This is a genomic window from Mesorhizobium sp. M2E.F.Ca.ET.219.01.1.1, from assembly GCF_004016445.2.
In the GTDB taxonomy this organism is placed as follows: Bacteria; Pseudomonadota; Alphaproteobacteria; order Rhizobiales; family Rhizobiaceae; genus Mesorhizobium.
Genome location: NZ_SADT02000001.1, coordinates 607,636 through 621,884 on the forward strand (window position 1 = coordinate 607,636; position 14,249 = coordinate 621,884).

Sequence of the window (14,249 nt, forward strand, 5' to 3'; positions counted from 1 at the left end):
GAAGGCAAGGAGAACATAAAATGTCTGCAAAACTGATGGCGGCCGTTTCCGCGGCCGTGCTTTTATGGGCAGTGCCGGCGCTGGCCGACGGCGAACTGCACATCTACAATTGGGGCGACTACACCAACCCCAAGCTGATCGAGAAGTTCGAGAAGCAGTACAACATCAAGGTTACGCTGGACGATTACGATTCCAACGAAACCATGCTGTCCAAGGTGCGCGCGGGTAATTCCGGCTACGACATCGTGGTGCCGTCCGACTACACCGTGAAGATCATGGTCGAAGAGGGCCTGCTCGAAAAGACCGAGCCCAACGCGATGCCGAACGGCAAGAACATCGATCCGCGCTTCGTCGACATCTACTGGGACAAGGGGCGCCACTACACCGCGCCGTGGCAGTTCGGCACGACAACGTTCTCGGTCAATACCGACAAGTTCAAGGGCGATATCGACACGCTGGCGATCCTGTTTAGCCCGCCGGATGAGCTCAAGGGCCAGATCAACGTGCTCGACGACGTGAACACCGTCATGCATGCAGCGGAGCGTTATGCCGGCGTGCCGCGCTGCGGCGCCGACAAGGCCAATCTGAAGAAGGTCAACGACATCCTGGTGGCTGCCAAGCCGTCGTGGAAGACGTTCAGCTACGACACCATCACCAAGATCACCTCGGGCGACGTGATCGTCACCGAGCAATGGAATGGCGCGGCCTATCGTTCGCGCCAGAAGATCCCGGCAATCAAATATGCCTATCCGAAGGAAGGCATTGAAGGCTGGATGGACAATGTCGCGGTGCTGAAGGGCGCCAAGAACCTGGAGAATGCCAAGCTGTTCCAGGACTTCGTCATGGCGCCTGAGAACGCGGCGCTGATCTCGGACTTCGCGGGCTACGACAACGGCATTGCCGGCAGCCACAAATTCCTGACGCCGGACTTCGCCAACTCGCCGGAACTCAATCCGCCGGCAGGCGCGCCGACGCCGGAATTCGTGCCGCCGTGCCCGCCCGAAGTGGTGGAGATCTACAACAAGATCTGGACCAACCTGCGCAAGTAATTTCACAGGTAGGCATGAAAGGGGGGAGGCTCCGGCCTCCCTTTCTTGCGACTATTCCGTGCATGTCGTTCTCGAGGGCACCGCGCGCTTTGGGCGACCCTGCACGAGGGAGGAAGCCTTGTCGTCTTATCGCAACTCCGATCCGCGGCCGCCGATCATGCAGGGCTCGCCGCCCAAGCTGGTGCCGCCGAAGCTCGATTGGGACAGGCCACCCTGGAACCGGTGGGCCTTCCACCATATCCGCGAATTCCTGCCGACGGTCGAGGTGTGGCGCGGCAGCGGCCATCGCCATCGCCTGGAGCGGGCGGAGGTCGATCTCGACGAATTGCCGGTGGTGGACAGCAAGGGTGCTCCAACGACGCTCGCCGGCCTGCTCGACGAAACCTATGCCGACGGCTTCCTGGTGCTGAAGGACGGCAAAGTCGCCTATGAGCGCTATTTCAACGGCATGAACGAGCGCACGCTGCATCTGTCGCAGTCGATGGCGAAGTCGGTCACCGGGTCGGTGTGCGGCATCCTCGTCGGGCGCGGCCTGATCGATCCGGCGAAGCTCGTCACCGACTATCTTCCGGAACTCGGCGAGACCGGCTGGGCCGGCGCCACCGTGCAGCACGTACTCGACATGACGACGGGCGTGCGCTTTTCCGAGGAATACACCGACCGCTATTCCGAGATCGGCCAGGTCGATGTTGCAACCGGCTGGAAGCCAATCCCGCCGGGTAGCGATCCGGACTTTGCGTGGCCCTCGCACATGTTCGAGCTGATCCTGCGGCTGAAGGACAGGGTGCGCCCGCATGGCGAGGCTTTCGAATACCGCTCGATCGAGACCGACGTGCTCGCCTTCATCATGGAACGCGTGAGCGGCAAGCGCCTGGCGCAGCTCGTCTCGGAAGAGCTCTGGCAAAAGCTCGGCGCCGATGAGAGCGCCTGCTTCACCGTCGACAGCGCCGGCTATGCGCTGGCTGATGGCGGCTTCAACGCGACGCTGCGCGATTATGGCCGTTTCGGGCAATTGATCCTCGACAATGGCGGCGGGGTGATCCCGGCCGACTGGATCGAGGCGACGCGCAGCGGCAGGCATGGGTCGGATTTCAGCCCGAGCCTTCCGGACGGCAGCTATCGCAACCAGTTCTGGATCGAGGATTCGCGCTCGCGATCGCTGATGTGCCGCGGCGTGTTCGGCCAATTGATCCATATGAGCTGGGAACACAGGATGGTTGTGGTGAAGCTTTCGACCTATCCGGATTTCCTCAACGCCGCCTATTCGGTGGCGACGCTGAAGGCGGTGCACGCCATCGCCGCCGCATTGGCCTGAGCACCCCAAGATAGCAACCGCGAGAACATCATGACCGGCAAAACCGCGTTCCAGACCCAGTATGGCTTTGCCCGCAAGGATGTGCGGCTTGAGACCTGGCGGCTTTCGCCGTTCAACCGATGGTCGTTCCAGAATGTCGGCGAGCTGGTGCCGAGCGCGCATGTCGCGGCGGCGCCCGGCGGCGAGGAGCAGGCGAAATCGCTAGGAGCACTGCTTTCGGAGAACATCCCGTTCGCCGGCGGCAGCGAAACCGTCGAAAGCTTCTTGAAGCGTTCCGACACGGACGGGCTGACGATCCTGAAGGCCGGCAAGCTTGTCGGCGACTGGTCGGCGCCGCATATGCCGTTCGGCTCCCGCCACATCATCTTTTCGATCAGCAAGTCGGTGACCGCCATTCTTGCCGGCATATTGGAAGGCGAGGGGCTGTTCGATCCCAACGCGCCGGTGACGCACTACATCCCCGAGGCCAAGGGCTCGGCCTATGGCGATGCGAGTGTGCGCCACGTGCTCGACATGACGGTCAGCCTCGATTTCGAGGAAGCCTATCTCGATCCGGAAAGCGCGTTTGCCCGTTATCGCCGTTCGACCTTGTGGAATCCGGGCGGCGGGTCGGAAAGCCTTGCAGCATTCCTGCTGACGCTGCAGCGTCTCGCTGAGCCGCACGGGCAGACTTATCGCTATCGATCGCCTAATTCGGACATGCTTGGCATCTTGGTGGAGCGGGCGTCGGGTATGCGCGTCACCGAGTTGCTCGCCGAAAAACTGTGGCTGCCGCTGGGTGCCGCGAGCGACATGTCGGTGACGGTCGACATGGAAGGCACGGCGCGCACCGCCGGCGGCATGTCGATGACGCCGCGCGACCTCGCCCGCATCGGCGAGATGATGCGGCAGGGCGGCATGGCGAACGGCCGCCGCATCGTGTCGGAAGCCTGGGTGCGCGACACGGTTGCCACCGGCGGCAGCTTTGAGGCCTGGCAGCGCGGCACGATGGCGTTCCAGTTCCCAAAGGGGCGCTACCGCAACAAATGGTACCAGACCGGCCATGACAGCGCCGCCTTCTGCGGCATCGGCATTCACGGCCAGTGGCTCTACGTCAATCCGAGGACGGAAGTGGTCATCGCCAAGATGTCGTCGCAGCCGGAACCGGTGGATGACAGGCTGGACGAGCAGGTTGTTGCCTTCTTCGAAGCTTTGAGCGGAATGGTTTGAGCCGGTCGTTGCTTCTCTCGTTCGGCTGTTTCCTGTGGACCTTTGGCGCCGATTGAAACCGGCGCGGTTGGCGTAGCGGCTCTCCCGGCCTATGGTCGCCGCTCTTTTCGACGGGGATCGCATGGCATCGAACATCAAGCGCATCGCAGCAATCATCGCGACCGAGATCGGCGCGCGACCGGAGCAGGCGGCCGCTGCGATCGGGCTGCTGGATGAGGGCGCGACGGTGCCTTTCGTGGCGCGCTACCGTAAGGAAGTCACCGGCGGGCTCGACGACACGCAATTGCGCGACCTTTCCGAGCGGCTCGCCTATCTGCGCGAGCTTGATGCGCGGCGCGAGACGATCGTCAACTCCATCCGCGAGCAGGGCAAGCTGACTGAGGAGTTGGAAGCCAAGATCGCCGCGGCAAGCACCAAGGCGGAGCTGGAAGACATCTACCTTCCCTACAAGCCGAAGCGTCGCACCAAGGCCGAGATCGCGAGGGAGCGCGGGCTCGGGCCGCTCGCCGAGGCGATCCTGGCCGACCGCTCGAAAGTGCCGGCCGAACTGGCGCTCGCCTATGTCACCGAAGAGGTGGCCGACGCCAAGGCGGCGCTCGAAGGCGCGCGCGACATCCTATCGGAGCATTTCGCCGAGAACGCCGACCTGGTCGGCAAGCTGCGCGCCTATCTGAAGGAACGCGCCTTCCTGCGTGCGAAAGTCGTCGACGGAAAGCAGGAGGCCGGCGCGAAATTCTCGGACTATTTCGATCATGTCGAACGCTGGGCGGGCGTGCCCAGCCACCGCGCGCTTGCCATGCTGCGCGGCCGCAACGAAGAGGTGCTGTCGCTCGATATCGAGGTCGATACAGACGACGCCTCGCCGGTAAAGCCGGTGGAGCGCATGATCGCCAATGCCTATGCGATCGGCAGCAGCCTGCCCGGTGACAAATGGCTGATGGAAGTGGCCGGCTGGACCTGGCGGATCAAACTGTCGCTGCATCTGACGCTCGATCTGATGCGCGATCTGCGCGAGCGGGCCGAGGAAGAGGCGATCCACGTCTTTGCCCGTAACCTGAAGGATCTGCTGCTCGCGGCTCCCGCCGGCTCGCGGCCGACCATGGGGCTCGATCCTGGCATCCGCACCGGCGTCAAGGTCGCGGTGGTCGACGGCACCGGCAAGCTGGTGGCGACCACGACCGTCTATCCGTTCCCGCCGAAGAACGACGTGCGCGGCACGCAGGCCGAACTCGCCGCGCTCATCTGCCAGCACAAGGTGGAGCTGATCTCGATCGGCAACGGCACCGGCAGCCGCGAGACCGAAAAGCTGGTCGCCGACATGCTGTCGGACCTGCCGGCCGGCAGCGGGCCGAAGCCGCTCAAGGTGATCGTCAGCGAGGCTGGCGCCTCGGTCTATTCCGCGTCGGCCACGGCAGCGGCTGAATTCCCCGGCCTGGATGTCTCGCTGCGCGGTGCGGTGTCGATCGCACGACGCCTGCAGGATCCGCTGGCCGAACTGGTCAAGATCGAGCCGAAGTCGATCGGCGTCGGCCAGTACCAGCATGACGTCGACCAGTACCGGCTCGGCCGATCGCTGGAAGCGGTGGTAGAGGACGCGGTGAACGCCGTCGGCGTCGACCTCAACACGGCGTCGGCGCCGCTCTTGGCGCGGGTTTCGGGACTGGGGCCGTCGCTCGCCGAGGCGATCGTCGCGCATCGCGATGCGGCCGGGCCGTTTGCCAGCCGCAAGGACCTGCTCAAGGTGGCGCGGCTCGGGCCGCGCGCCTTCGAGCAAAGCGCGGGTTTTCTGCGCATTCCGAATGGCGCGGAGCCGCTCGATGCGTCCTCGGTGCATCCCGAAGCTTATGGCGTGGCGAAGAAGATCGTTGCCGCTTGCGGCCGCAACGTGCGCGCGCTGATGGGCGACAGCGCCGCGCTCAAGGCGCTCGATCCGCGCGTCTTCGTCGACGAGCGTTTCGGCCTGCCGACGGTGCGCGACATCATCGCCGAGCTGGAAAAGCCCGGACGCGACCCGCGCCCCGGCTTCAAGACCGCGACTTTTGCCGAGGGCGTCGACGACATCAAGGATCTGAAACCCGGCATGCTGCTCGAAGGCACCGTCACCAATGTCGCCGCCTTCGGCGCCTTCGTCGATATCGGCGTGCACCAGGACGGGCTGGTGCATGTCTCGCGGCTTGCCGACCGCTTCATCAAGGATGCGCATGAAGTGGTGAAGGCGGGCGATGTGGTGAAGGTGCGCGTCGTCGATGTTGACATCAAGCGCAAGCGTATCGGCTTGTCGATGCGCAAGGATGGCGGCGAGGGTGGTGCGCCGAGAGGCCCGCGCGACAATGGCGGTGGCAAGCCGATGCCGCGCTCGCCGGCGCCGCAACGCCAGCCGGAACGGCCATCGCAGGGCGCGTTCGGCGCGGCGCTCGCCGAGGCGATGAAGCGCAAGTAGCTACCAGGCCAGCACTGCTGGCTCTTTGCCGATCTGGCCCAGCAGCCAGTCGCGAAAACTTGCGACCGGCGGGTGGCTGCGCTTGTCATGCGGTACGACCAGGTAATAGGCGCTGCGGCTCTGCATCGGTTGGCCCGGCGCGGGCACCAATTGGCCGCGCTGCAATTCCCCGGCAATCAGGATTTCCGGCAGCAGCGCCACGCCGAGGCCCGCCATGCAGGCCTGCGCGACCGTGCCGAACTGCTCGAACTGCATGCCGGGCCCGGTCGGCGCCTCCAGCCCCTGATACTCAAACCATTCGCTCCAGGCGCCGGGGCGGGTTGCCATATGCAGCAACGGCAGACGACTGATATCGGATGCCGCGACGATGGCGCGGGTGGCCAGGAATTCGGGCGAAACCACCGGCATCACAGTTTCGCGCATCAAAAGCGTGCAGTCGGCGTCCGGCCAGTCGGGCAAGCCGTGATGGATGGCGGCGTCCAGCCGCTCGCGGGCGAAGTCGAACCGTCCGATGCGGGTGGCGAAATTGATGGTGATGTCCGGGTGCCGGGCGACGAAATCCGGGATCAGCGGCATCAGCCAGCGCGTGCCGAAGGTCGGCAGGATCGCAAGGTTGAGGACGCCGCTATGCCGATTGCTCATCAATCCAAGCGCGGCGTCGCGCAACTGGCCGAGCGCCGAGCGCACCGCTTCGGCATAGATCTCGCCGGCGGCTGACAGTCTGACATTGCGGCTGTCGCGTTCGAACAGCCGCCGGCCGAACTGCTCTTCCAACAGGTTGATCTGGCGGCTGACGGCGCCTTGGGTCAAATCGAGCTCGCGCGCGGCGGCGGTAAAGGAGCCGAGGCGCGCTACCGCCTCGAAGGCGGCAAGGGCGGCGGTGTTCGGCAAGAGGCGGCGCTGAACGTTCATGATCCATTACTACTCCTCATTGATCCGTGATGCAATTTCGTTTGATTTTTCGCGTGCGCAGGCGGATAAGCCGGGCACATCAAAAAATACTGGGAGCCCGAGGCCATGGCCGCCGAGAAGAACGCCTTCGTCTGGAACGATCCTTTTCTCATCGAGGACCAGCTCTCCGAGGATGAGCGCATGGTGCGCGACGGCGCAGCCGCCTTCGCCGCCGATAAGCTGGCGCCGCGCATCGAGGAAGCCTATGCCGACGAGAAGACCGATCCGTCGATCTTTCGCGAGATGGGCCAGGCGGGCCTGCTCGGCATCACCATTCCGGAGGAATATGGCGGGCTGGGCGCCGGATATGTGACCTATGGGCTGGTGGCGCGGGAAGTCGAGCGCATCGATTCCGGCTATCGCTCGATGATGAGCGTGCAGTCGTCGCTGGTCATGTATCCGATCCATGCCTACGGCTCGGAAGCGCAGCGCAAGAAATATTTGCCGAAGCTGGCGTCGGGGGAATGGATCGGCTGCTTCGGCCTGACCGAGCCGGATGCCGGCTCCGATCCGGGCGGCATGAAGACCCGCGCCGAGAAGACCGCCAACGGCTACAGGCTCTCCGGCTCCAAGATGTGGATCTCCAACGCGCCGATAGCCGACGTTTTCGTCGTGTGGGCGAAGTCGGCCGCGCATGACAACCAGATCCGCGGGTTCATTCTGGAGAAAGGCATGAAGGGGCTTTCGGCGCCGAAGATCGGCGGCAAGCTGTCGCTGCGCGCGTCGATCACCGGCGAGGTGGTGCTGGAAGGGGTCGAGGTCGGCGAGGAGGCGCTATTGCCCAATGTCTCTGGCCTGAAAGGTCCGTTCGGCTGTCTCAACCGCGCGCGCTACGGCATCTCCTGGGGCGCCATGGGCGCGGCGGAGGATTGCTGGCACCGGGCGCGGCAATATGGTCTCGACCGCAAACAGTTCGGCAAGCCGCTTGCCGGCACGCAGCTCTTCCAGAAGAAGCTCGCCGACATGCAGACTGAGATCGCGCTTGGCCTGCAGGGCTCATTGCGCGTCGGCCGGCTGATGGACGAAGGCAAGATGGCGCCGGAGATGATCTCGATCGTCAAGCGCAACAACTGCGGCAAGGCGCTCGACATCGCCCGCCAGGCGCGCGACATGCATGGCGGCAACGGCATCCAGATCGGCTACCACGTCATGCGCCACGCGCAGAACCTGGAGACGGTGAACACCTATGAAGGCACGCATGACGTGCATGCGCTGATCCTCGGACGGGCGCAAACGGGCATTCAGGCGTTTTTCTAAGGTATGCCGATATTCAGGTGAGGCCGGCCTGCAAACAGCGGTTTCCTGCGCTTCCGGTGCTCACGTACTGAAATGTACGCTCCGCTCCGGTTCTCGCAAACCTCTGTTTTCGGCTCGGCCTGACCTGAATTTCGACACACCTTAGCCGGCAACGCTGCTTAATTTAGTTGCAGCGCAACATCTCTGCTTGGAGAATGGCCAGCATTTATGTCAGGGTTCGGCGACTGAAACGCCGAACTCTGGGGTACCATGGCAATTCTGGCAGCTGTTCATCACCTGACCCATTACAAATACGACCGGCCGGTGGTGCTTGGTCCCCAGGTGATCAGGCTGCAGCCGGCGCCGCATTCGCGCACCAAGGTGCTCAGCCATTCGCTGAAGGTCGAGCCGAAGAACCACTTCGTCAATCTGCAGCAGGACCCCTACGGCAATTTCCTCGCCCGCTTCGTCTTCCCGGAGCCGGTGACCGAACTCAAGATCGAGGTCGACCTCGTCGCCGACATGACGGTCTACAATCCGTTCGATTTCTTCGTTGAGGAATCGGCCGAGAATTTTCCGTTCGATTACCCGGAGGAGATCAGGGAAGACCTCGCCATCCACCGGAAACCGGAGCCGGTCGGGCCGCTCCTGTCCAAATTCCTTGACAGCATCGACCGCAGCCCGACCAACACCGTCAATTTCCTCGTCGACCTCAATGCCAGGCTGCAGCGCGAGATCGCCTATATCGTGCGCATGGAGACCGGCGTCTTCTCGCCGGAGGAGACGCTCGCCGCGGCCAAGGGTTCGTGCCGAGATTCCAGCTGGCTGCTGGTGCAGATCCTGCGCAATCTGGGCATCGCCGCGCGTTTCGTCTCCGGTTATCTGATCCAGCTGAAGCCGGATCTGATTTCGCTCGACGGGCCGCCCGGAACGTCGGTCGATTTCACCGATCTGCATGCCTGGTGCGAGGTCTATCTTCCAGGCGCCGGCTGGATCGGCTTCGACCCGACCTCGGGCCTGCTGACCGGCGAGAGCCATGTGCCGCTGGCCGCGACGCCCCACTATCGCAATGCAGCACCTATCTCAGGCATGGCAAGCTTCGCCAATGTCGATTTCGGCTTCGACATGCGGGTCGACAGGATCGCCGAGCATCCGCGCATCACCAAGCCGTTCTCGGATGAAAGCTGGGAGGCGCTCGATCAACTGGGCGAAAAGGTCGACGCGGCGCTGAGAGATGGTGATGTGCGGCTCACCATGGGCGGCGAGCCGACCTTCGTATCGATCGACGATTTCGAGTCCGCGGAATGGAACACGGCGGCCGTCGGTCCGACCAAGCGCGACAAGGCGGACCAGCTCATCCGCCGGCTGCGCGAGCGCTTCGCGCCGGGCGGTTTCCTGCATTACGGCCAGGGCAAGTGGTATCCCGGCGAAAGCCTGCCGCGCTGGACGTTCTCGCTCTACTGGCGCACCGACGGCGAGCCGGTCTGGCGCGACCCGTCATTGATCGCGCGGGAGAAGGGCAATGCCGCGGTCGGACCCGAGCAGGCCGAAAGCCTGCTCACGGCGATCGCTGGCGAGCTCGGCATCGACAAGGCGATGGTCAGCGAGGCCTATGAGGATCCGGCCGAATGGCTGCTCAAGGAAGGCAAGCTGCCGGACAATGTCGATCCGTCGAATTCGAAGCTGGAAGACCCGGAGGAGCGCAGCCGCATGGCGCGTGTCTTCGAGCGCGGGTTGACCAAGCCATCGGGTTATGTGCTGCCGGTGCAGCGCTGGAACAGCCAGGCCGCCGGACAGCGCTGGCGCTCGGAGAAATGGAAGACAAGGCGCGGAAGGTTGTTCCTGGTGCCCGGCGATTCCCCGGTCGGCTATCGCCTGCCGCTGGGGACGCTACCCTACGTGCCGCCGGCACAGTTCCCTTACATCGTGCCGGTCGATCCTTCGGTGCCGCGTGGCCCGCTACCGACGCGCGCCGAAATCCTGTCGGAAGCCACTCCAGCAGAGCCTGAAGGCGCCGATGAAATGGCGCGTCGCCAGCAGGCGGTGTCCTTCACGGCCGCGACCGGCCAGCAGGACCGTGTCGAGCAGGAGATCACGGAGATCGGCGGCGCGGTGCGAACCGCGCTCACCGTCGAGCCGCGCGATGGGCGACTCTGCGTGTTCATGCCGCCGGTCGAGGCCCTGGAAGACTATCTCGAACTGGTGGCCGCAGCCGAGAACGCGGCGAAGGCCATCGGCCTGCCGGTGCATATCGAAGGCTACGCCCCGCCGCACGATCCGCGCCTCAACGTCATCCGCGTGGCGCCGGATCCCGGCGTCATCGAGGTGAACATCCACCCGGCCGCCAACTGGAACGAATGCGTCGCCACCACCACGGCGATCTACGAAGAAGCACGGCAGTCGCGGCTCGGCACCGACAAGTTCATGATCGATGGCCGCCATACCGGCACCGGCGGCGGCAACCACGTCGTGGTCGGCGGCGCGACGCCCAATGACAGCCCGTTCCTGCGCCGGCCCGACCTGTTGAAGAGCCTGGTGCTGCAATGGCAGCGGCATCCGTCGCTGTCCTACCTGTTCTCCGGCCTGTTCATCGGTCCGACCAGCCAGGCGCCGCGCTTCGACGAGGCGCGTCACGATTCCCTATACGAGCTGGAGATCGCGCTGGCGCAGGTGCCGCATCCGGACAAGGGCGCGGCACCTTTGCCCTGGCTGGTCGACCGGCTGTTCCGCAACCTCCTGACAGACGTCACCGGCAACACGCATCGGTCGGAGATCTGCATCGACAAGCTGTTCTCGCCGGACGGCCCGACCGGCCGGCTGGGGCTGGTGGAGTTCCGCGGCTTCGAAATGCCGCCCAATGCGCGTATGAGCCTCGCCCAGCAATTGCTGGTCCGTGCGATCATCGCTCGCGCCTGGAAGAACCCGCTGGACGGACGCTTCGTGCGCTGGGGCACCTCGCTGCATGACCGCTTCATGCTGCCGCATCATGTCTGGGCGGATTTCCTCGACGTGCTGGAGGATCTGAAGCTCAACGGCTTCAACTTCCGCCCCGAATGGTTCGCGCCCCAGCTCGAATTCCGCTTCCCCTTCTGCGGCGAGGTTCAGCATGCCGGCGTCAAGCTGGAATTGAGGCAGGCGCTGGAGCCCTGGCATGTGATGGGCGAGCAGGGCGCCATCGGCGGCACGGTCCGCTTCGTCGATTCCTCGGTCGAGCGGCTGCAAGTGCGGACCGAGGGGCTCAACCCGGAGCGTCACGCCATCGTCTGCAACGGCCGCATCGTGCCGATGAAGGTCACCGACAACCGCGAGGTCGCGGTGGCCGGGGTGCGCTTCAAGGCCTGGCAGCCGGCCTCGGGCCTGCATCCGGCTCTGCCGGTCAACACGCCGCTGGTCTTCGACATCTATGACCGCTGGTCGGGCCGCTCGGTCGGCGGCTGCGTCTACCATGTCGCGCATCCGGGCGGCCGCAACTACGATACCTTCCCCGTCAACGGCAACGAGGCCGAGGCCCGGCGCCTCGCCCGCTTCGAACCGCGCGGTCACACGCCCGGCGGCTATGTGTTGCGTGACGAAGAAGTCTCTGAAGAGTTCCCGATGACCCTTGACCTCAGGCGGCCGGCGAGACTCTGATCGACAATGGCCAAGGGGAATCAGAAACGGGCGGGCGGCAGGCCGCGGGCACAAAGCCTGCTGGAACGCTATCGGCCGATTGAAGGCGTCGTCGACGAAATGGTCGACGCGTCGGGCAGCCCGCGTCCGGCCTGGCGCTCCTTCATCGACGCGCTCGACGGTTTGGGGGCGGAGCGGCTTGGGCAGCGTTTTGCCCGCGCCGACCAGTATCTGCGCGATGCCGGTGTCTATTACCGCGTCTACGACAAGGCAGGCGCCAATGAGCGGGAATGGCCGCTCGCCTACGTCCCGCTGCTGATCGACGAGAAGGAATGGGCTGAGATCAGCGCCGGACTGGTCCAGCGCGCAGACCTGTTCGAGGCGATCCTGGCCGACATATATGGGCCGAACCGGCTGATCGAGAAGGGCATCCTGCCGGCCGGGCTGATCGCGGCGAGCCCGGAATATCTGCGCCCCATCGCCGGCATCAGGCCGGCCAGCGGGCATTTCCTGCATATGGTCGCCTTCGAGCTCGGCCGCGGACCGGATGGCCGCTGGTGGGTGCTGGGCGACCGCACCCAGGCGCCGTCGGGCGCCGGCTTCGCGCTGGAGAACCGTGTCGCCACCACGCGCGCGCTGTCGGATATCTATGGCGAGATGCATGTGCACCGCCTTGCCGGCTTCTTCCGCCGTTTCCGCGACGCGTTGAACGGCATGGCGAAGGAGTCGGGCGGTCGTGTCGCCATTCTGACGCCGGGGCCGCTCAACGAAACCTACTACGAGCACGCCTATATCGCCCGCTATCTCGGCACCATGCTGCTCGAGGGCGAGGACCTGACCGTGTCCGGCGGCAGGCTTATGGTGCGCACCGTTTCCGGCCTGATGCCGATCGGCGTCTTGTGGCGGCGGCTCGATGCCGCTTTTGCCGACCCGTTGGAACTCAAGCCGGACTCGCAGATCGGCACGCCAGGGCTTGTCGAGGCGATCCGGCGCGGCACGGTGTCGGCCGTCAATGCGCTGGGCTCAGGTCTGATGGAGACGCGGGCGCTGCTGTCCTTCCTGCCCAGGATCGCGCGGGAACTGCAGGCTGACGATCTCAAGCTGCCGAACATCGCCACCTGGTGGTGCGGGCAGGAGACCGAGCGCGCCCATGTGCTCGCCAACATCGATCGCATGGTGGTCGGCCCGGCGCTGTCGACCCGGCTCGCCTTCGAGGACGACGGCGCGACCCGGCTCGGATCATCCCTGTCGGCCGGCGAGCGAGCCGAGCTCGTCGCGCAGATCGAAGCGGACGGCACTGGTTTCGTCGGCCAGGAAGCGGTGACGCTGTCGACCACGCCGGTGTTTGTCGGCGGTTTGCTGGAACCACGGCCCGCCAGCCTGCGCGTCTATCTGGCGCGCACGCCGAAAGGCTGGACGGTGATGCCCGGCGGCTTCGCCCGCGTCGGCTTCTCGCTCGACCCGACGGCGATCGCCATGCAGCGCGGGGGCCAGGCCGCGGATGTCTGGGTGGTCAGCGACAAGCCGGTCGAGCGCGAGACGCTGCTGCCTCAGGAACATGACGGCTTCACCCGCACCATGCCGGGCAGCCTGCCCAGCCGCGCGGCCGAGAACCTGACCTGGCTCGGGCGCTATATAGAGCGTTCGGAAGACACGTTGCGCGTGCTGCGCGCCTATCACGTGCGGCTTGCCGAGACGTCCGATCCGGATATGCCGCTGCTTGCCGATATCAGGGACTATCTTGAGCCGTATGGCATCGACGTCGAAACGGCGATACCGCTGGGATTGATCGGCACGTTGGACAGCGCGGTCTATAGCGCTGGCCAGATACGCGACCGCTTTTCGCCCGACGGCTGGCTGGCGCTCAAGGATCTGTCAAAGACTGTTCACAAGTTCGCGCAGACGGTCGCGCCGGGAGATGATGCGACACGGGCGATGACTGTCCTTTTGCGCAAGCTCGCCGGCTTTTCGGGCCTGCTGCACGAGAATATGTATCGCTTCACCGGCTGGCGGTTCCTGGAGATCGGCCGCAGGCTGGAACGTGGCATCCAGATCGCCCGCACGCTCAGCCGGCTGACAAGGAAGGGGGCGCCGGAAGGCGCGCTCGACATGATGCTGGAGATCGGCGACAGCGTCATGACCCACCGCCGGCAATATCCGGTGCAGGCCGGGCGCCGCACGGTCATCGACCTGCTGGCGCTCGACCCGCTCAATCCGCGCTCGGTCCTGTTCCAGCTCGAGCGGCTGAAAACCGAGATCGGCATGCTGCCTTCGATCGGCGGCGAGGGGCATATGTCGACGGCCGCCAAGGAAATCCTGCAGCTCAACACTGCAATCGCAGTGAGGGAACCATCGGACATGACGGCGGATGTGCTTGATGATCTCGCGACTGAGATCGGCAATCTCTACAACAGCCTCGCTAAAGCCTATTTCGGTTAGC

Annotated in this window: 8 protein-coding genes; 7 read left to right on the forward strand and 1 reads right to left on the reverse strand. The window is 64.8% G+C overall.

All coding sequences use genetic code 11. The annotated features are described in order from the left end of the window. The first annotated feature begins 20 nt into the window (after positions 1–20). From EN862_RS02860 to EN862_RS02875, 4 genes are all read left to right on the forward strand, one after another. The gene (locus EN862_RS02860) at positions 21–1,049 is read left to right on the forward strand and encodes an extracellular solute-binding protein (protein ID WP_189400979.1); all 1,029 of its coding nucleotides are present in this window, start codon (positions 21–23) and stop codon (positions 1,047–1,049) included. A 118-nt stretch (positions 1,050–1,167) separates the two neighbouring features. Next, positions 1,168–2,364, forward strand: coding sequence for a serine hydrolase (locus EN862_RS02865; protein ID WP_127864354.1), 1,197 nt, complete (start codon positions 1,168–1,170; stop codon positions 2,362–2,364). A gap of 30 nt (positions 2,365–2,394) precedes the next feature. Next, a complete protein-coding gene (locus tag EN862_RS02870) occupies positions 2,395–3,573 on the forward strand; it encodes a serine hydrolase (protein ID WP_127864355.1) in 1,179 nt (392 codons plus the stop codon). A gap of 121 nt (positions 3,574–3,694) precedes the next feature. Further along, complete coding sequence (locus EN862_RS02875; RefSeq protein WP_127864356.1) at positions 3,695–6,013, forward strand: Tex family protein; 2,319 nt, start codon at positions 3,695–3,697, stop codon at positions 6,011–6,013. Here EN862_RS02875 and EN862_RS02880 read toward each other — a convergent pair whose 3' ends face one another. Continuing rightward, positions 6,014–6,925 (reverse strand): LysR family transcriptional regulator, encoded by a 912-nt coding sequence (locus tag EN862_RS02880; protein WP_127864357.1) that lies wholly within the window; start codon positions 6,923–6,925, stop codon positions 6,014–6,016. A 105-nt stretch (positions 6,926–7,030) separates the two neighbouring features. Here EN862_RS02880 and EN862_RS02885 point away from each other — a divergent pair, with 105 nt between their 5' ends. The 3 genes from EN862_RS02885 (at position 7,031) to EN862_RS02895 (ending at position 14,248) form a co-directional block, all read left to right on the forward strand. Beyond that, entirely contained in the window at positions 7,031–8,221 is a 1,191-nt protein-coding gene (locus tag EN862_RS02885; RefSeq protein WP_127864358.1) for an acyl-CoA dehydrogenase, read from the forward strand. 249 nt (positions 8,222–8,470) lie between these two features. Next, entirely contained in the window at positions 8,471–11,830 is a 3,360-nt protein-coding gene (locus tag EN862_RS02890) for a transglutaminase family protein (RefSeq protein WP_127864359.1), read from the forward strand. Positions 11,831–11,836: 6 nt separating this feature from the next. After that, on the forward strand, positions 11,837–14,248 hold the full coding sequence (locus EN862_RS02895; protein WP_127864360.1) for a circularly permuted type 2 ATP-grasp protein: 2,412 nt from the start codon (positions 11,837–11,839) through the stop codon (positions 14,246–14,248). The last annotated feature ends 1 nt before the right edge of the window (position 14,249 follow it).